This window comes from Bacillus sp. FSL H8-0492 (assembly GCF_038006145.1).
GTDB lineage: Bacteria > Bacillota > Bacilli > Bacillales > Bacillaceae_G > Bacillus_A > Bacillus_A mycoides.
Genome location: NZ_JBBOUP010000001.1, coordinates 1,622,087 through 1,642,742, shown reverse-complemented (window position 1 = coordinate 1,642,742; position 20,656 = coordinate 1,622,087). Strand labels below are relative to the sequence as shown.

General features: G+C 34.2%; 19 protein-coding genes. 3 read left to right on the top strand and 16 right to left on the bottom strand.

The annotated features are described in order from the left end of the window. Positions 1-31 precede the first annotated feature (31 nt). The 15 genes from MHH66_RS08380 to hflX all read right to left on the bottom strand — a co-directional run bounded on the left by MHH66_RS08380 (position 32) and on the right by hflX (position 17,590). Positions 32-1,231, bottom strand: a complete 1,200-nt coding sequence (locus tag MHH66_RS08380) for a glycosyltransferase (protein WP_078185565.1) — start codon at positions 1,229-1,231, stop codon at positions 32-34. Between the two features lie 111 nt (positions 1,232-1,342). Beyond that, complete coding sequence (locus MHH66_RS08375) at positions 1,343-2,530, bottom strand: glycosyltransferase (RefSeq protein ID WP_012261450.1); 1,188 nt, start codon at positions 2,528-2,530, stop codon at positions 1,343-1,345. A 67-nt stretch (positions 2,531-2,597) separates the two neighbouring features. Further along, positions 2,598-3,800 carry a glycosyltransferase gene (locus MHH66_RS08370; RefSeq protein ID WP_078185566.1) on the bottom strand — a complete coding sequence of 401 codons (1,203 nt, stop codon included), beginning with the start codon at positions 3,798-3,800 and terminating at the stop codon, positions 2,598-2,600. 80 nt (positions 3,801-3,880) lie between these two features. Next, a complete protein-coding gene (locus MHH66_RS08365; RefSeq protein WP_078185567.1) occupies positions 3,881-5,029 on the bottom strand; it encodes a glycosyltransferase family 1 protein in 1,149 nt (382 codons plus the stop codon). A 42-nt stretch (positions 5,030-5,071) separates the two neighbouring features. Further along, on the bottom strand, positions 5,072-6,136 hold the full coding sequence (locus tag MHH66_RS08360; protein WP_012261453.1) for an EpsG family protein: 1,065 nt from the start codon (positions 6,134-6,136) through the stop codon (positions 5,072-5,074). 35 nt (positions 6,137-6,171) lie between these two features. Continuing rightward, entirely contained in the window at positions 6,172-7,065 is an 894-nt protein-coding gene (locus tag MHH66_RS08355) for a glycosyltransferase family 2 protein (RefSeq protein ID WP_078185568.1), read from the bottom strand. 5 nt (positions 7,066-7,070) lie between these two features. Then, complete coding sequence (locus MHH66_RS08350; protein WP_078185569.1) at positions 7,071-8,180, bottom strand: glycosyltransferase family 1 protein; 1,110 nt, start codon at positions 8,178-8,180, stop codon at positions 7,071-7,073. Beyond that, positions 8,165-9,322, bottom strand: coding sequence for a glycosyltransferase family 4 protein (locus tag MHH66_RS08345; RefSeq protein ID WP_078185570.1), 1,158 nt, complete (start codon positions 9,320-9,322; stop codon positions 8,165-8,167). The genes MHH66_RS08350 and MHH66_RS08345 overlap by 16 nt, the downstream gene beginning before the upstream one ends. A 29-nt stretch (positions 9,323-9,351) precedes the next feature. After that, the gene (locus MHH66_RS08340) at positions 9,352-11,181 is read right to left on the bottom strand and encodes a polysaccharide biosynthesis protein (RefSeq protein ID WP_078185571.1); all 1,830 of its coding nucleotides are present in this window, start codon (positions 11,179-11,181) and stop codon (positions 9,352-9,354) included. Positions 11,182-11,486: 305 nt separating this feature from the next. After that, on the bottom strand, positions 11,487-12,149 hold the full coding sequence (locus tag MHH66_RS08335) for a CpsD/CapB family tyrosine-protein kinase (protein ID WP_002128609.1): 663 nt from the start codon (positions 12,147-12,149) through the stop codon (positions 11,487-11,489). Beyond that, positions 12,098-12,838, bottom strand: a complete 741-nt coding sequence (locus MHH66_RS08330) for a YveK family protein (RefSeq protein WP_002167787.1) — start codon at positions 12,836-12,838, stop codon at positions 12,098-12,100. Before MHH66_RS08330 ends, MHH66_RS08335 begins: the two co-directional genes overlap by 52 nt. A gap of 270 nt (positions 12,839-13,108) precedes the next feature. Beyond that, positions 13,109-14,443, bottom strand: a complete 1,335-nt coding sequence (gene glnA / locus MHH66_RS08325; protein ID WP_002014472.1) for a type I glutamate--ammonia ligase — start codon at positions 14,441-14,443, stop codon at positions 13,109-13,111. A 48-nt stretch (positions 14,444-14,491) separates the two neighbouring features. Then, complete coding sequence (glnR, locus tag MHH66_RS08320) at positions 14,492-14,881, bottom strand: transcriptional repressor GlnR (protein WP_002014475.1); 390 nt, start codon at positions 14,879-14,881, stop codon at positions 14,492-14,494. 173 nt (positions 14,882-15,054) lie between these two features. Further along, entirely contained in the window at positions 15,055-16,326 is a 1,272-nt protein-coding gene (locus tag MHH66_RS08315; RefSeq protein WP_002128611.1) for a methionine gamma-lyase family protein, read from the bottom strand. After that, a complete protein-coding gene (gene hflX, locus MHH66_RS08310) occupies positions 16,319-17,590 on the bottom strand; it encodes a GTPase HflX (RefSeq protein ID WP_063219776.1) in 1,272 nt (423 codons plus the stop codon). Before hflX ends, MHH66_RS08315 begins: the two co-directional genes overlap by 8 nt. A 92-nt stretch (positions 17,591-17,682) precedes the next feature. On the opposite strand from hflX, the gene MHH66_RS08305 reads away from it, so the two are divergent. Then, positions 17,683-18,306: a trimeric intracellular cation channel family protein gene (locus tag MHH66_RS08305; RefSeq protein WP_078185572.1), complete on the top strand. Its 624-nt coding sequence runs from the start codon at positions 17,683-17,685 to the stop codon at positions 18,304-18,306. Positions 18,307-18,405: 99 nt separating this feature from the next. Further along, complete coding sequence (locus MHH66_RS08300; protein ID WP_002087943.1) at positions 18,406-18,543, top strand: hypothetical protein; 138 nt, start codon at positions 18,406-18,408, stop codon at positions 18,541-18,543. 31 nt (positions 18,544-18,574) lie between these two features. Here MHH66_RS08300 and spoVK read toward each other — a convergent pair whose 3' ends face one another. Next, on the bottom strand, positions 18,575-19,531 hold the full coding sequence (gene spoVK / locus MHH66_RS08295; protein WP_002014481.1) for a stage V sporulation protein K: 957 nt from the start codon (positions 19,529-19,531) through the stop codon (positions 18,575-18,577). A 113-nt stretch (positions 19,532-19,644) separates the two neighbouring features. Between spoVK and MHH66_RS08290 the strand changes: the two genes are divergently transcribed. Next, a complete protein-coding gene (locus tag MHH66_RS08290; protein ID WP_002128613.1) occupies positions 19,645-20,607 on the top strand; it encodes a tyrosine-type recombinase/integrase in 963 nt (320 codons plus the stop codon). Positions 20,608-20,656 lie beyond the last annotated feature (49 nt).

The following is a 20,656-nucleotide window of genomic DNA, read 5'->3' as shown; positions in this document are numbered from 1 at the left end:
AAAGAATAATAACAATCCCGTATGAAACAGGTTATACATTAGAATCTGCTATTCTATATAACTTTTCCAACTCATCCCTCGTATCTACCATTTCTTTTTCTATGTTTTTTCTCAGCCATCCTTCCAACAGTTTATCACCTAATATTTGTACAATTGCATCATACATTTGCTGCTCGTCAAATTGAACTATTAATCCATTGTGGTTATGGTTTATTTGTTCACTCGCTCCTGTAAAATTTGTACTAATAATTGGATTGCTAAAGCATCTAGCTTCTGCGAGTGTTATGCAGTATCCCTCATAACGAGATGGTTGTACATATATATCACATTGCTTCATAAAAGGATATGGATTTGACATTGCCCCTAAAAATATATAGTCACTTTGAATACCGTAATTTTCTACGAGTTTTTCATACATTACTTTTTCCTTTCCATCTCCTATACAATACCACCTAACCTTATAGCCAGCTTCTTTAAGCTTAGCTAATACCGATATTGTTAAATCCTGTCCTTTTTCTACACTCAATCTACCAACAGTAAGAACCCTTACTCCATCAAAATCATCCAAAAATCCGATTCCTTCATTTGCCATCTTTACTATCATGTCAGGTGAAATAATGTTTAAAAAAGTTCCTGTCTTATTAATTAATTCTGGCATCGTTTGAGTAAGTTTTTCCCTTCCTAAATCAGAAACTACAAAAATATGCTGGAACTTTTTATATACTTTACTTACAAAGTATTTGTTAAAATATATCTTTTCAATATCGAAATGTATCCATTGAACCTTTCGTCTAGCTTCTATTTTATTTGCAACAACATAACTTATAAAATCCATAGGTCCGGCATAAGCAACTGCAATATCATAGTTGTTGTTTATAACAGTGTAATCACGCAAACAATATCTAAAAATAACACTCCTTTCTTTCATAATTTTTGATACTAAATACCAAAAAGTTGTTTGAACAGCTTTTATAACTTTTCCTTGTCTAATAAAACTGCTTATAACGACTCGTGGTGGTTTATTTAACACCTCTTTTATTTCCCCGTAATTTGTTAAATATTCTACATGTACCCCATCTGGGATAAACTCCAAAAAACCCCCTTTTTCTTCTAACATCAAAATTGTTATATCATACTTATCTTTTGGAATTTCTGCAACCATATTCAACAAAGCCTTCTCCGTACCGCCTATATTCATATTTATAACCATAAATATAATTTTCTTCTTCATATTTCCTCCGAATCACCTTATCCTACTATTTAATAGAATACAATCTTCATTGATTAAAGATTCACTTTCCCGCTCTTATTAATAAGCTTTGGATTCTTAGATTTACTCAGGTTAATATTTTTCTAATAAGGCATACACCTTCTTAAGTTCCCCTTCCGTTCCAACCTGCTCATTCTTTAAGTTCTCACACAAATATTTCTTCAGTAAATTGTCCTCTATAATTTCTTCTATCCCTTCGTACACTTCTTCCGAATTCATCTTCACTATTAAGCCATTTTCTCTATTTTTAATTTGGTTATGAACGGTTATAAAATCAGTTACTACTATAGGTTTTTGAAATATTCTAGCCTCTGCTATCGCTAATCCATATCCTTCATACCTTGACGGTTGTACATATATATCACTTTGTTTTATAAAAGGGTATGGATTCTTGTGAGTACCCAATAGTATAAAAGTATCGTGTAAATTATATTTACTTATCATCTCCTCGAGTTTATTTTGAAGATTCCCTTCTCCTATTACATACCACTTAAATTTATACCCTTTTTGCTTTAATTTATAACAAGCTTCTACGGCCAGTTCATACCCTTTTTCATACACTAACCTACCAATAGTTAATATTCGTAATCCCTCAAACTGATCACTAAACCCCTGCCCCTCATTTGCCATCGATTTAATTAGAGTCGGCGATATAATATCATATACAACCTGGATCCTTGACTCTATTTTAGGAATTTCTTGAATCAATACTTCCTTACAAACATCGGACACGGCTACTATTTCATTAAATTCCTCATAATAGTTCAAATCAAAATCTTTATTATATGCAGCTAACCTATAATCTGTATTGACCCAGGCAATTTTTTTACTTGCGTAAACCTTATTTGCCACAAAATATGTCGGCATTCCTTGACTATAAGCTATGGCAACATCATATTTTCCCTTTAAATTATCCATCCCTTTAGACACCCATCTCCAAACTATTTGAGCTGCATGTAAATTATTATTTATGTATGGATTTCTAAGAGATATCGAAGCTCCAATTCTAAGAAATAACTCTTTAAAGTATTTATGTTTAATTAAATTTTTAAATTTCTCCGCCTGCCTTTTAATAACTATCGGTACATCTAATACGTTTACCTGCTTTGGAAGTAATGGCAAATACAATCCACTAGCAGAAAACATTAACAAATCCACTTCATATTTTTCATAATCCAATAAAGAAAGTAAAGAAACTAAACTTTTTTCTGCCCCTCCACTTTGTAACGAATCTATGACGAATAAAACTTTTTTTTTCATAACTATCACTACCCTAAAGTGTTTTTATTACGCTCAAAATATTAAACATCATTTATTGATTCTAGCTTTATGAAAATAATGCATATAATTTATCAATTTCATTACGATTTCCGTATTCACCTTTAAGCGTATTTTCCGCCAGTTTTTCCCTCAGCTCTTTATCACCAATAAGTTTCTTTATTCCATTAGCTATCCCATTTATCCCCATCTCAGTTACTATTCCATCGACCCCATCCCGCACCTGACTATTAGCAGTTGAAAAATTAGTAATAAGTACTGGCTTTCCAATAATTTGCGCTTCACGAACTGTTACAGCTTTCCCCTCATACCTAGACGGTTGCACATATATATCACATGCTTTTATATATGGATAAGGATTTGTTTTTTTACCCAGTAAAAAAAATCTTTTTTCCAGGTTAAGTTCAGCTAATAACTTCCTAAGTTCAGCTTCTTGTGCTCCATAACCAACTACATACCATTCAATATCATATCCCTGATCTACTAAATCTCTTAATGCATACATAGCAAGATCTATTCCTTTTGCATACGATAACCGTCCTACCGTAACAAGCTTTACTTTTTCTGATTTCACCTGTATTTCTTCGGTAATATCTTCTTGATAAGCTTGCTCACGCACAAACTCAGGAGATAGTATATTTTCTATAATTTCAACCTTTTTATTCACATTTGGTAAACTACTAAGAAATGAATCTCTACATCCTTCTGAAACAGCTACGATATTATCCATCTTGCTCCACATTTTATACTCCATGTCTGTATTAAGTTTTATATTTGAATAATCCGTATGGATCCAACCAATTTTTCTTTTCGCTCGAACTTTATCTCCAATAAAATAATGTGGCCATAAAAAACTAATTGCTACATCATACTCCTCTTCCAATTTCGGTATAAAGGGTAACGTTATTCTCCAACCATATTGAATAACAAGGTATCCAGCTTCTTCACTTTTTACATATCTCCCATGTGCATCACCTAAAATTCTCCCCAAGGTGCTTGTCAATCCAATTGTAATTTGTCCTTCTTGCAATATTTGCTTGATAGATTTTCTAAAAGTAGTATATTGTTTTACTTCCTTTAACAAATTAGGCATTTTAGGCAACAAAAAAAGAAACTCTCCTTCGTGTTTAAATAACATCAAATCTACATCATATTTGCTATAATCGATTGTATTCAATAAACCGATTAAACTTCTTTCTACTCCACCAATTGCCATATCAAATGATGTAATGAGAATTTTTTTCTTTTTCATTTTCTAATCCCTCACCCAATTTATTGTAAATTTTTATAATAATAGCCTTACCTTCATCATATATAAATACTTACAATTAATTATGACTCCCTATACTCTACTCCATATAACGCTAACCAATCTGGAATATTATTCTTAATATCAAAACCTAATTCCGAAATCTTATTAACTACTATTTGTGTATTCAATTTTTCTTTTAATAAAGCTCCATGAATTTCTGCAGACCATATTTCCAGTTTTTCATCTAAACTAATAAACGATATTATTCCTAAACCCATATCGACATTTTTAGTTATTGTATTTGCTACTACGCATGGTACCCCCGCACATTGTGCTTCTAATGCCACAATACCGAATCCCTCGAATAAAGATGGAAAAAGAAAAACATCAAACATCCTTATAATTCTTGGAATATCTTTTCTTACCCCCAAAAATCTAATTTTTTCATAGATACCTAAACTTTTTGCTTCTAACTCAATAGAATCCTGTAACGGACCATCTCCTACTAAAACAAGCATAAATTTCGAATCAGACTTTAATACATCTTTGAATACCTTTAACATAAAAATATGATTTTTAGATTCAGAAAAACGACCAATATGACCTATCACCTTCGCTCCAACTGGTATGTTGAATTCTTCTCTTACTTTATTACTATCCTGTATATCTACATTAATAAATTGATTAGTATCTATTGCATTTTTCACTATCTTTACCTTTGTATTACCAATATTTTCATTAAATAAAAAGCGTGCAGCTTCAACACTGCACGCACAATAATTTGTTCCAGCATAAGCAATAAGTGTTCGTAAAAAAAACAACAAAACTTTCCCTTTCATCCCTGATCCTATCGGCCAATTATTACTATGTGAATGACAAACTCTTATTTTTATACCAGCTATTTTGGCAGCAACAGCAACAAATCCCCCTTGGTAATCAGTATGTGCATGTGCTGCCACATATTGATTACTAGACATTACCTTAACAAGCTCTTTAATGTACGAAAGAGGGCCTGCCTGTCCTAAGCTAGATATTCGATATATTTTCCCACCCAATGCAATTATTTCCTTATCATAATCACATTCTTCACTTTTATGGGAAACAAAATCAAATTGTACCTTTTCTCTATCTACATTCCTATATACATTCATTAGCAACGCCTCTGCACCACCTCGGTCCATCGCACTAACGATATGCAACACCCTTTTAGGTCGTTCTAGTTTACACATTGAAAATTACTCCCATCTAAGAATGATTTTCAAATATACATTTTATCCCCAAAAATTACTCTTATAAACTATCCCTAAAGTAATAACATGTTCATATACAAAATAAATAAAGTAACATAATATTACTGCATAGTAAATTAACTTTTGGTCCTTTTCAATAAATACCTTTATAACCCACGATATCAATATCAATTGGTATAATCCAAAATATATGGAGAATCTAGCAAAAATCCAATTTTGAGTTGAAATAATCATAAAAACTAGACCTAATAATGCCATATTTACGATATAATCACTCTTCGGAAAAAGCTCTCTTAGTTTATGCCTCCCAATAAAAGCAAGGATGAGCGGGGTTGCTTCCACAGCAACTCGAAGAATATTAGCTCCCCCTTCTTGAAAATCCTTATAATGTCCATATTGAGTATCTCCTATAGTCGCAAAGAAAGCTTCTGCAAATTGATTAAATCCTATCACAATAAGCACCGCAAGAAGGAGTAGTATAAATGTTATTGTCGACCAAGCTTTCCTTCGGACTACAAAATAAATAGGAATTAATACAAGAGCACTTTGATGAAAAGTAGATGCAAACAGAACTATTAAAAAATATTTTTTCCAATTCCCATCTAAAATATATTTTGTGGCGGTAAAAATAATTGCTGCTGTTAAATACTGCCTCACTCCATTCATTGAAACTAAGTACATACCCGATGCTATATATACATATAAACTTAACTCAATCATTCTTGAATATTTATATAAAACTGCTACTATTAATATATTTGTTATTAACGCTGTTATAAAAATTAGAACTTGGGGATTATCCGTATATACTTTTAATATCATTTGTAAAATACTAAACCCAACATCCTTACTATTTCGAATATACCCCCAATTGAAATCAGTAACTTTAAAAGCATGCATATAAAAATACGTATCACCAATATTATTTCTAAAACCAGATACTAATACAAGAGAGGTAGTCGCCATTAAAATCAATAATCGATTTGGTTTTAACATCACAATTCCTGTAGTTACCGGCATAGCAAAATACCTTGCAAAAAATGCGAGTATGAGCACTATAAAAAGATTCATCCAAAGTATAGTCATTATTATTCCCTCTCATTTAACTACCAAATAAATTTCTATATATTTGCTTTCACTCTTGTTTTTACTGTTATATAACTATAAAGGATAACTCCAAATGGCAGTGCACAAAGTGTAAGCACTTTGCATGGTGACTCTTTTATAAATCTTATGTTTTTTGCTATAAAGCTACTTGATACATAATGTACAGCTTGCCTATATTTAAATAACCTATTTGTAAATGGTAGCTTCATCAGTTCCTTACGATAAAAAGCAAAACCTTTTGGATTCTGACGATACTGATTTAACATATTCATCGAAGAGCCATCAGGCATATATTCAACATAGCAAAGAGCTTCATTCATCAGTAACATCTCATATTTCTGATCCAACATATAATATTTATATGCCAAACCTACATACTTCTCATTTTTAAAAATCGGATACGGATACTTCTTTGTTAGTTCTGTACGATATACTAATTTCTTATCTCCAGTTACACCATGTTTATTGTAGAGATTAAAAAGTGTAGAACGGTTAAGATGTAATGGTAACTTTGAACCAATTAGCTTCTCATCTTTATATAAATCAAGAGCAATTATCCCACTTACCTGTTCATTTCCATTTTCATTCCAAAAATTAATGATTTTCTCTACGGCATCACTGGGCATTGAATCATCTGAATCAATACATACATTGAGTTCTGTATCAATCATTTCATAAGCCTTATTATGAGCACCATGCATCCCTTGATTTGGTTGCCAATAATACCGTATGTCTATGTAATCTTCAGAAACCCAAGAATGCACTAACTCTTTTGTATTATCATCAGATCCATCATCTATAATAAGCCATATAAAATCTTTACACGTTTGCTGCTTCAAGCTTTCATAACACCCCTGAAGACAATACGCTCTATTATATGTAGGGGTAAAAACCGTTAGTTTTTTCAAATTTATCACCTCGATACTGCTACATAAAATTTTTGAGTGAATCCAGTAATATTTTTTATATCGTATCCTTTTTCAGCTAACGTAAATTGTGCAATGCCCCTCGATATCTTCCTATCCGCTATACTTTGTAATTTCCCTGTCCACTCTCTTACATCTAACAAAGAGCACTGTTCAACTAAATTCAAACCCAGATCTACATCTTGCGTAATAGTGTCTGATATAATACATGGTAAACCCGCCCCTTGCGCTTCAATAAGGGTAACGGGTAACCCTTCATAAATAGACGGAAAAATAAACATATCAAATGCCTGCAACAAGCGATTGATATCATCTCGTATCCCCAAGAATTTGACTCGACCTTTTATATTCAGTTTTTCTACTTTCTTCTCAATCTCTGATCGAAGAGGACCATCTCCCACTAACAAAAGAATAGATTTCGGTCGAGTTTCTATTAATCGAACAAAAATATCTATTAGAAAAGTATGATTTTTAGGATACGCAAATCTTCCTACATGTCCAATTACAAAAGCATCCTTATGAAGTTTCAGTTCTTTTCTTACTTGTTCTCTAATTTCTGAAGAAAATGCAAACTTATCACATTCAATTCCATTCTTTAAAATTTCAGTTGTACTTACCCTATCAGCAAACAACCATTTTGCCGCTGTAATTGAACATGCTAAAAAATGTGTTGCACATGGCACAATAAATGCTCCTGCATACCATTTATATATCTTCGCTATAGTTCCACCTTCACTACTTGTACTATGGCTATGTGAAATCCTAACCGGTATTCCCGCCTTCTTAGCAGAACGAAGTACAAATCCACTCATTTTATCCATGTGTGAATGTACAATTCTATATTCTTGATGAGAGGTGAAAAAATTATCCAGTGCTTTTATATATCCTCTATGACCAACATCCGTAACATATGGAATTCTATGAATTTCCCCGCCTAACTTTACTATTTCTTCATCAAACACTCCTTCTTTACATGTTAAAAAATCAAATTGAACTTTGGAACGATCTATATTGCGATATAAATTCATAATTAAAGTTTCCGCTCCGCCTCTATTCATATTTACGACTACATGTAATACTCTTAATGGAGTGCCCAATTTAAATCCTCCATTTCACCCATAAATGTTGTATAGATTTCTTGTTTCTCCTTTAACACTTCATTTACTGAATATTGATTTTTAATACTAGTACATCCATACTGCCCCATCTGAGCTAATACTTTAGGATTTATAGAAATACCCTTTATCCTGTCAGCCATTGCTTTTATATCATCACGATCTACAATCCAACCATTTTTATTATTAATAATCAATTCCCTATGTCCCCGGTTATCAGTAGCTACAACCGGAAGTCCACAAGCCATGGCTTCCATAATATTAACTGGCAAACCTTCCCTGTAACTAGATGCAATTGCAAGATCAGACATCTGTAGTAAGGAAGCTATATCATTTCTGTAACCGAGAAAATGAACCATTTTAGTCACTCCTAGTTGAGTAGCTATTTTTTTACACTCTTCCATTAACGGTCCTTCACCAGCAAGCAAAAGCTTCGCATGTGGCATTTCATTTTTCAATTGTGCTAATACATGGATTAAAAAGTTTTGATTTTTATTCTTATTAAATTCAGCAGCATAAAACATTAAAAAATCTTGTGATTTATAGCCACATTGTAGCTTTAATTCTCGTTTCTCAATTTCAGTTACAGGAGTAAACCGTTGTACATCTATTCCTACACCGTGAACTAGCTTAATATCTCTCACTGGAAAGCGATGTTTAACTGCTAAATCATAATCTTCTTGGTTAATTGTTATTAGACAATCCGTATGAGAAGCTAGAATTCTTTCAATTGGATAATAAAGCAACCAATTCATATACGGTGATCCTTTACAAAAGTGAAATCCATGTGCTGTATATACGACTTTCGTTCCTTGCTGCCTGGCTTTCTGAGCAGCTAAACGAGCAATTACTCCTCCCATAGGCGTATGACAATGAATGATATGATATTTATTTTGATCAATAATTGATTTTAGTTTTTTATATGCGTGGATGTTTTGTATACTAAGAGGTGACCTTTGAATAGGAATATTATATTTTCGAGTTACGTACGGAAGATGTATATTCCCATTCGCTGCAACATGTACTTCCCATCCTTGTTCTGAAAACCATTTCAAATACGGTAAATGAAAAGCCTTAAAATGATAATCTACAGTTGCACAAAACAGAACTTTTTTAGACACCATCCCACGCACCCGTCTTATATAAATTTTTTCTATTGACCTGATACAGGTATTAACAGTTTTAAAGTTTTACGCTGATTTACTAACTTTAACAATCGCTTTCTTAATTCTACTTCGTTTAAATCTGTATAATTTGAAATAAACTCTTCTATTTCTTCTATTCGAACATTCATTTCTTGTCCTACATAAATTCTTGGGTGAACTTGCTTCTCATTCATTTCATCTTCTTTTAGTAATTCTTCAAAAAGTTTTTCTCCTGGGCGTATACCAGTAAATTCTATTCCTATTTCATCCACTGAATTTCCTGATAATCGAATGAGATTTTTAGCGAGATCGACTATTTTTACTGGTTCTCCCATGTCCAACACAAAAATCTCTCCACCTTCAGCTAACGCACCAGCTTGCACTACAAGTCTAGACGCCTCTGGAATTGTCATAAAATACCTAATCATATCTGGATGAGTAACTGTAACTGGTCCACCGTTTTGAATTTGCTTCTTAAATAAAGGAATAACACTCCCTCTACTTCCTAAGACATTTCCAAATCGCACAGTAACAAACTTTGTATGACTTATTTTATCTTTATGTTGAATTACCATCTCAGCTAATTTCTTTGTTGCTCCCATAACACTCGTCGGGTTCACAGCTTTATCAGAGGAAATCATAACAAACGTTCCTACTCCATGTGCTCTTGCTGCCTCTGATACATTCATAGTTCCAATCAAATTATTTTTAACAGCCTCTTCAGGATTATTCTCCATTAGTGGTACATGTTTATGTGCAGCTGCATGATATACAACATTTGGAAGATGTTTATTCATTATTAAATTCATCTTTTTTTCATCTTGTATATCTGCGATTTCAGGAATAAACGTGCCTTTCATATCTCCATATTTTCTGTTTAATTCCATTTCTATAGAATAAATACTGTTCTCCCCATGCCCTAGTAAAATCAACCTTTTCGGCCTAAATTTTGCAATTTGTCTACAAATTTCCGAACCAATCGAACCTCCTGCACCAGTAACTAAAATAACCTTGTCAGTTATATAATCTGAAATAATATCCACATCAAGTTCTACAGGATCACGCCCTAATAAATCCTCTACTTGAACATCCCTGAATTCGTTCACCGATACTTTACCCGTTACTAAGTCTTCTAACATCGGAAGAATTTGAGTTTTCACTTCTGTTTTTAAACATCTTTTCAAAATAACATTTTGCTCTCTTTTGTTTAATGAAGGAATTGCTAAAATTATTATTTCAATATTCAGTTTTTTGACAGCGTATTCAATTTGATTCTTACCACCAATTACTGGAATACCCCAAATATCAAGGTTATGTTTTTTTACATTATCATCAATAAATGCGACTGGCATTAATTCGGCAGCACTATTCTTTAACAACTGCCTTGCAACCATTGTCCCAGCAGATCCCGCACCAACAATTAACGTTCTTTTTTTATCACCCTTTTTTACATAATAAATATCTCTGTACATTCTCCATATAAAACGTGAACCACCAATTAATAAAATATGAATCATCCAAGTTACAACTAACAGCCGAAAATACATTTTTTGCATGATTAGTTGCTGCACAACCGCTGTAGCAATTATAGAAAATGTAACAACTTTGCATATAATGAGTAATTCTCCTATACTTGCATATTCCCAAGCTTTATTATACAACTTATATATTAAAGCAAATAAATGATGACTGACTAGTAGAGTGATAGAGCTAATAATTGATGATAAAGTGATAACACTAAAGCTAGCATTTACAAAGAAATAACTAAAGAAAATAGCACTTAACACAATCATTGAATCCATTAAAAGCAATAACGATATCCTCCGCCGATACGTCATGTAACTTCCTCCTTTAATCAATTCCATACTTAACTCTTTCAAATTTAAAGTTTCTAACTATATTCTCTTTATTAAAAACACATAGTTAGAAACTTTAATAAAATAGGGGCATCTAACCCTCCCTCACATTACACTCTTGATGACTCGCATCTAAGGTTGTTTTCACAACCCACAGCATAATCGAGTGCCTCCGTTGATAGCGGTAAGGAGACATCACCACATCGTATCCCTTTAAAAAATTCTTTATAAAGAACATCCTGATATAAGGATATTAAATTTATTTTTCTAAAGTACATTTATGTTATTTATACTTTCCCATTCAAAATCGCACCTAATATCCTACTTTTCGTAAAACTTAACGCCCTTTTCGTTTCAAGCGCATCTTCATTCACAGTATGATTATAACGTATCACCAATAATACACCTTCACACTTATCAGCCAATACACTTGTATCTGTTACTTCTAGTACAGGAGAAGAATCAAATAATATAATATCGTATCGTTCCAGCGCCTTTTGAATTAACATATCCATTGCATCTGAACTAAGCACTTCAGATGGATTAAATGGTACTGGTCCGCTAGTTAATACATCCAGACTTTCCATCTCTGTTTTTTTCACGGCGCCCTCTAAAGTTGTTTTTCCGTTCAATATATCAATTAATCCAATTGTATTTTCTACTCCAAACATTTCATGAATCGTTGGTGTTCGTAAATTTGCATCTATTACCAATACTTTTTCACCTTTTTGTGCTATTGAGACTGCTAAATTAACTGTAATCGTTGATTTTCCTTCACCATACCTCGGAGAAGTAATAACTATAGTTCTGCTTTTATGAATAGATGAAGATAATTGAAGGTTTGTTCGAAGCGAACGATACTGCTCCGAAATTTTCGATCTTGGAGCGGTATGTACAATTATACTTTCTCCTTTAACTTTATTTGTTTTTCGTCTATTTTTGTAAGCCACTCCGTTCCCTCCCCCAATAATACCGTATTTTTTTTACTGAATTTGTCTTTCACATTTTTTCTATTCATTTTAGATATTCCGCCCAAAACAGGGACATCTAACAATTGTTCAATTCGCCGTTCCGATTTGATTCTCTCATCAAGTGAATCCAATAAAAAAATGAATCCAATACTGAGCACCATACCTATAGAGAATGCAATTAGTATCGTCTTAAGGTGATTTATATTTATAGGCATAGAATGTTTTTGAACTGGGTCTTCTGGTAATATACTCACATTATTAAAATTCAGTATATTCGCTACTTCTTTCTTATAAACAGCGGCTGTAGTATTTGCAATTTTATGAGCAAGCACAGGATCTATATCCACTACATTTATTCTCATAATCTGGGACCCTTGCACACTTTCTGTACTTATTTGTCCACTTAATGCACCTGCAGATCTGTTAATATTCAATTCAGCAGCCACTTTTTCTAATATTACAGGCTCATTTACCATCGCTTTCAATGTATTCATCGTTTCAGCATTAGCTTGAACAATAACTCTTGCTGAAGAGGCATATAATGGTGTTTTTACATATATAGTATACATCGCTCCTGCTACTGTTGTGAGAGTTGTAAATAATAGAATGATCCAAATTCTTTTCCGTATAATAGTAAATAGATTTTTCAAATTTATTTCCTTATCCATAACTTCCCTCCTCATTTAAAACCAATGAGCTTCAACTTGAAATTGGCATCGAAAACTTAAGAAAAAAAACAATATTTTCATTCTTTTTAATATACAAACATTTCTAGTTAATGCCATTTTAGTTCTTTATACAGAACGAGTCAACACAAATTATTTTCACTAAATTACTTCCTGATGACACTAAAAAAAATGCGACAATATTCGTGTTTTTTCACTGTAGATAAATGACGAAAAAGCCCTAATACCGTAGTATTAGGGCTTTTTTCTCTCTTAGTATAGAGACATATATTGGTCGCGTTCCCATTGGTGAACTTGCGTGCGGAAAATATCCCACTCAATTTCTTTTGCTTCAATGAAGTGCTCAAGTAAATGATCACCTAATGCGCCACATACGATTTCATTAGATTGTAAAGTAACTAACGCTTGCGCTAATGTTGCTGGTAAGTCAACGATACCTGCTTCTTCACGCTCTTCTTTTGTCATTACGTAGATGTTACGGTCTACTGCAGCTGGTGGAGTTAATTTATTTTTAATTCCATCAAGACCTGCTGCTAATAATGTAGCCATTACTAAATATGGGTTCGCAGCTGGGTCAACACTACGTACTTCTACGCGTGTACTAATACCACGAGATGCAGGAATACGCACTAATGGACTACGGTTTTGTGCAGACCATGCTACGTAACATGGAGCTTCATATCCAGGTACTAAACGCTTGTAAGAGTTTACAGTTGGGTTTGCTACCGCTGTAAATGCTGGCGCATGTTTTAAAATACCTGCGATGAAGTGACGAGCATCATCACTTAATTGTAAATCACCGTTTTGATCGAAGAATACGTTCTCACCATTTTTAAATAGTGATAAGTTACAGTGCATACCTGAACCGTTCACACCGTATAATGGTTTCGGCATAAATGTTGCGTGTAAACCATGTTTACGAGCAATCGTTCTTACAACAAGCTTGAATGTTTGAATGTCATCACATGAGCGAATTGCATTTGCATATTTAAAGTCAATTTCATGTTGACCTGGCGCAACCTCATGGTGAGATGCTTCAATTTCAAAGCCCATTTCTTCAAGTTCAAGAACGATATCACGACGACAGTTTTCCCCTAGATCCATCGGCGCAAGGTCGAAGTATCCACCGTTATCGTTCAATTCCAGTGTTGGATTTCCTTTTTCATCAACTTTAAATAGGAAGAATTCTGGCTCTGGTCCAAGATTGAAATCTGAGAATCCTAATGCTTCCATTTCTTTTAACACACGCTTTAAGTTGTTACGTGGGTCGCCATCAAATGGAGTACCATCAGCATTGTAAATATCACAGATTAAACGAGCTACTTTACCTTTTTCAGCTGTCCAAGGGAAAATTACCCAAGTATCTAAATCCGGATATAAATACATATCAGATTCTTCAATACGTACGAAACCTTCAATAGAAGATCCATCAAACATCATTTTGTTATCAAGAGCTTTTGTTAATTGGCTCACTGGAATTTCTACGTTTTTAATTACCCCTAAAAGGTCCGTAAATTGCAGACGGATATACTTTACATTCTCTTCTTTCGCCAAACGGAAAATATCTTCTTTTGTGTACCTAGCCATTATAAATTCCTCCTTAGTCCCTCTAAACACCTTCAGAATCAGTTATCTTTAGTGAAAAAACCTTGAAATGTCACCTTGTCGCAATGAGGTCCGATTAAATCTACCTGTATGTTGTAGTTCATCTCGAAGAATTTTGCGAAGCTCGGATTTTGAAATTTCTTTCGTTTCTTCTTTTACTTTCACTGCTTCTGTTTGATTTTCTTTCATTTGCAATACTTGTTTAATTCCGGCCATATTTAAGCCTTGATCTAACAAATCTTTAATTTCCAACAATTTATCTACATCGTTAAATGAAAATAATCTACGATTCCCTTTTGTACGGGTTGGAAAAATAAGATTATGCTCTTCATAGTAGCGAATTTGACGTGCAGATAATTGTGTTAAATCCATTACAATACCAATTGGAAACAGCGGAGCAGAACGTCTATCTTCTTTCATTGTTTCAGTTCCTCCTTCGCCTTAACTGTTTCTCATTTTACACCATGTTATGTTTAGTGTCAATAGATGTTAGCTTTTCTTACATGATTTTTTTGTGAATTTTTTCATTTTTTTCTAATGGCACAAATCATTACTTTCACATGAAAAAAGCTGCCGAAATCGACAGCTTTCCTTTAAGAAATTGTTAATAGTTTTTTTTCAATTAACGCATCAATCGCAGAACAAATCGCAATCTTTACATGCGAATAAGTTAACCCACCTTGTACGTAAGCAACATAAGGCGGACGAATCGGACCATCAGCCGACAGCTCAATACTTGCACCTTGAATAAACGTCCCCGCAGCCATAATTACATCATCTTCATAACCCGGCATATAGTTTGCATATGGAGTGAAATGAGAATTAATTGGAGATGCATATTGAATCGCTTGACAGAACGCAATCATACGATCTTTATCATCAAATTGAACAGACTGAATTAAATCTGTTCTTGGTGCATTCCAAGCTGGTGATGTATTCATCCCTAACTTTCCTAAAAATGCAGCTGTAAAAATCGCACCTTTTAGCGCTTGTCCCGCTACATGCGGCGCTAAGAAGAAACCTTGATACATTTCTTGCAAACTGTATAAAGATGCCCCTGCTTCCGCACCGATTCCTGGAGATGTTAGACGATATGCACACGCTTCAACATACTGCTCTTTACCAACAATGTAACCACCAGTTTTAACAATTCCACCGCCAGGATTCTTAATAAGAGAGCCTGCCATTAAGTCCGCACCAACATGACATGGCTCTTCTTCTTCAATAAATTCGCCATAGCAGTTATCTACAAATACAACAACATCAGGTTTAATCTCTTTCACAAACGCAATCATCTCTTTAATTTGTGAAACAGTAAACGACGGACGAGTAGCATATCCTTTTGAACGCTGAATACCAATCATCTTCGTATTACTATGGATCGCAGCTGCAACAGCTTCAAAGTCCACAAATCCCTCTTCAGTTAACGGAACTGCGTTATAACCAATATTATATTCTTTAAATGAGCCTACACCTTTTCCGCGTACACCAACGATTTCTTCTAACGTATCATATGGTTTTCCTGTTATGTATAGCAGTTCATCTCCTGGACGTAAAATACCGAATAGAGCTGTCGAAATTGCGTGAGTACCTGAAATAATTTGCGGACGAACAAGACCCGCTTCTGCCCCAAATACATCAGCATACACTTTTTCTAACGTGTCACGACCAATATCATCATAACCATAACCTGTCGTCGGAATAAAATGCGAATCGCTAATTTTGTGTTTACGAAAACTTTCTAATACACGAAATTGGTTACTCTCAATCACTTCATCCACATGTTTATGTACTTCTATAATTTGACTTTCTACTTCTTTTACGATTGGAGCAATTTTTTCTCCATTTTTCAAACGATCAAACATTATTTTCTCCTTCTTCCACTAAAAATCTCTTTAATTGCCCCTTAAGCGATGAATGAGCAAATATATACCCTGTACAATCATATACAAATTTATCTTCTAGAAACTCCATTTTAGTTAATATTGTTTCTGTCTTTAAAAGCGTTAATAACCTACCTTCACTCGGAGGGATTTCCACTTGATAATCATCCATTTCTTCCTTCATCCTCGTTTCTAGCGCTTCTTTTATACGCAATAAATCACTTTCTTCAAAAGCACTAGTCATTAAGAAATCACTTTTCGGAAATGGAATGAAGTTTTGATGCAATTTATCTTTTTTATTATATAACGTAATAATAGGAATACGATTAATTTCAAGGTCCGACAATAATTGTTTTACTGTCTGCTCATGCCCTACATAATTAGGATCTGCAGAATCAACAACATGTAAAATAACATCCGCTTCCCCAGCTTCTTCTAACGTAGATCGAAAAGCAGCAATTAGTGACGTAGGTAAATCTTGTATAAAACCAACCGTATCAGTCAAAAGCACTGTATAACCAGAAGGTAACGGCATCTTTCTTGTCGTCGGATCTAGCGTTGCAAACAATAAGTTTTCTTCAAACGTATCAGCTTCCGTTAATCTATTAAACAACGTAGATTTTCCTGCATTTGTATACCCAATTAACGCAACTTGAAACACTTTATTATCTTTTCTTCTCTCACGATATCTCTTTCGATGCTCCACAACAACCGCAAGTTGTCTCTTTATTTCATCAATACGAGATCGAATATGACGACGATCTGTCTCAAGCTTCGTCTCTCCTGGTCCCCTTGTACCAATTCCACCACCAAGACGCGATAAAGCAAGACCTTGTCCCATAAGGCGCGGCATTGTATATTGCAATTGAGCTAATTCTACTTGAAGCTTACCCTCTCTCGATTTCGCACGTTGCGCAAAAATATCTAGTATTAACTGCGTTCGGTCAATCACTCTCGCATCTAATACTGAAGATAAATTCCGAATTTGACTTGGTGTTAACTCATTATTAAAAACAATAACAGCTGGTTCTAATTCTTCCGTCAACGCTGCAAGCTCTTCTAGTTTACCTTTTCCTATATAAGTCGCCGGATGAAACTTCGGGCGCTTTTGCGTCGTTGATACTAACACTTCCGCTCGCGCAGTTTTCGCTAGCGATGCAAGCTCTTTCATGGAATGCATAAATTTTTCATCATCATCTTGTGGCAATTGACAGCCAACTAATATGATTTTTTCTTTTTCTTCCATCAAATATGTTCACTCATCCTTTTCGAAATTTAAACCTTCTAATATAATAGCAGAGGAAGCACATTTCATCTAGTTAGCGGGGGAGAAAATTCATGGCATGGGAGATTTTTAGCATCATAGGCACAATCGCTTTCGCACTAAGCGGAGCCATTGTTGCAATGGAAGAGGATTATGATATTTTCGGGGTATATATTTTAGGAATGGCAACCGCATTTGGGGGAGGTGCCCTTCGTAATTTATTAATTGGTTATCCAATCGTCGCGTTTTGGCAACAAGACATGTTATTCCAAATCGCACTATTATCAATGACGATCATTTTTCTTTTTCCTAATAAATTAATTATACATTGGAAAAAGTGGGAAAACATCACAGATGCCATTGGCTTATCAGCGTTCGCCGTACAAGGAGCTCTATACGCCCAAAGATTAAATTTACCAATTAGCGCTACAATTGTAGCTGCTGTTTTAACTGGCATTGGCGGCGGTATTATTCGTGATCTTTTAGCACGTAGAAAACCTCTCGTCCTTCGAGCTGATGTATATGCGTTTTGGACGATTTTAGCCGGTTTTTTGATTGGCGCTAAAGTCATCGTTAGCGATTGGGCTCTATACACCTTATTCATTTTAATTGTTTGCTTCCGCATGGTTTCTATTCATTACAAATGGCATTTACCGCATAGACGCATCGATACAAAGGAGCGCTCAATGCATAAATAGCAATCTAACCTCTTTACATATCGTAAAGAGGTTTTTCTTTTCTAACGAGTTTTTCTTTACATAATGTTTATACTAATTTTTAAAGCGAGGTGAATGCAAATGACAAACCATGTTAATAAAGGAGCTCAAAAAAGCTCAGTAAACCAATTTGGACATGATCCAAATTCAGCGCACGAAAAGAGCGCTAAAATGGAACGTCTTCATAAAACTCACCAAGAAAAAGCAAAAAAAGAGTAAACGAACTTATGCATAAAAACAGACGCACAGTTTACGTACTGTGCGTCTCCTCTTCAAGCATTAAATCCATACTTGATATCCCAATTAAATCATATTTATCATACGTATCCTCTTGTAACAATCGCATAGCTTGTGTACGAATCGATTTTTCAACAATATTCCGTACGTATCGCCCATTACTAAACGATGTAATTTGCGACGAATACTTTACCGCATGTAAATGATCTCGAAATTTCCACTCCGCTTCTTTAGATAACTGATATTCACGCTCCTCATACATTCTCTTTCCAATTTCCAACAGCTGATTTACCGAGTAATCCGCAAATTCAATAATAAATGGAAAACGAGATTGTAACCCTGGATTTAATGAAAGAAAATGATTCATCTCTCTTGAATATCCAGCTAAAATTAATACAAAACCGTGCTGCTTATCTTCCATATGCTTCACAAGTGTATCAATAGCTTCCTTCCCAAAATCCTTCTCTCCCCCCCGCGCTAAAGAATACGCCTCATCAATAAACAAAATACCTCCCATGGCCTTTTTTATTAAATCTCTCGTCTTTTGCGCTGTATGACCGATATACTCCCCCACAAGATCAGCACGTTCTGCTTCAACTAAATGCCCCTTCGATAAAATATTCATCTCAAACAACAATTTCCCTATCATTCTAGCAACGGTTGTCTTCCCAGTACCGGGATTCCCCCTAAATAACATGTGAAGCACTTGCTTCTCAGATTTCAACCCCATCTCTTGTCTTTTTTTATTTACATAAATCCAAGCATAAATTTCTTTTATTATCTTTTTTATTTCATCCATCCCAACAAGCTTTCCCATCTCTTCTTCAATTCTCTGCAACATCTCATGTTTAGTAGTGGTTTCACTTGAAATTACCGTTTTATTTTCTGATGCCGGTAACGAAATTTTCTTTCGATGGTTTAATACAATATTAATTTGATTGTTATTTTTCTTACGCATCGATTGTTCCATACAATCACCTCATTTTATCCACTCACCAAATATTATTATTCCAGTCCCTCTTGCAAATGCCTATTTTCAGAAAAGTTTGCTATAATATAAGAAATAATCAAGGTGGTGGGACTATGGAAACAACGGAATTCCATGATACAATACAAGCCTTTTCTATTTTTTTATTGAATAAAGGCCGAAAGTCTTCAACCATTAAACGTTACGTTTATGACATTGAAGATTTTGGACATTGGTTAGAAAAAAACAAAAAGCTCCCTTCCAGTAATATATGGGCAACACTTTGTACAAAAGACTATGAAGATTACTTTTCAGACTTAAAAAAGAATCGACACTACTCTGAGAAAACAATGCATCGTGTATTTATTGTATTAAATAGAATGCATCATTTTCTTAACATTCCAAATCCATTGAATGATATGGAAATTACTATTCAACCAAACCGTGCATTGCGTAATGAAGATTTCATTTCATCCGATGAAGAAAAAAGATTAAAGCATATAGTCACTTCATTAGAAGGACTTTCAGAAAAACAGCGTCCCGTTCGTCCATTATTAATGGATCGTAATATCGCCATTTTAAGTATATTAATCGACTACGGACTATCCTTACAAGAGCTTACAGCATTAACTATGCATCACGTTCATTTTGAAACTAATACACTTTCTATTCCAGCAACCGCAGGAGTAGAAAGAACAATCACATTAGCAATCGAAGACAAAAAACAACTGTACACATATTATAAAAGTATTCCAGAACCAGTTCGTCCTAAATACCATAGTAATGACCCGTTGTTTGTTGCATTCGATTTTAACCGCGGAACATACAGATGGGTATACGAAAACGATGCACCAAAAGCACTAACAGAAATCGCTATCCAAAAAATGATCCGACTTGAAGTAGCAAGAGCGAATTTACGTAAAGGCATTTCTGGACAACATTTCCGGAACACGTTTATTTTACGCCTAATAAAAAAACAAACCCCAGAGCCAGAAATCATAAAATTAGTTGGCTTCAAATCAAAAATTTCACTAAAGCGATATTATCAATATGCTGAAAATAAAAAAAACGCCCTATAATAAGGCGTTTTTTTTATTTTTTTCTCGAAAGAATCCATTTCACTATGAC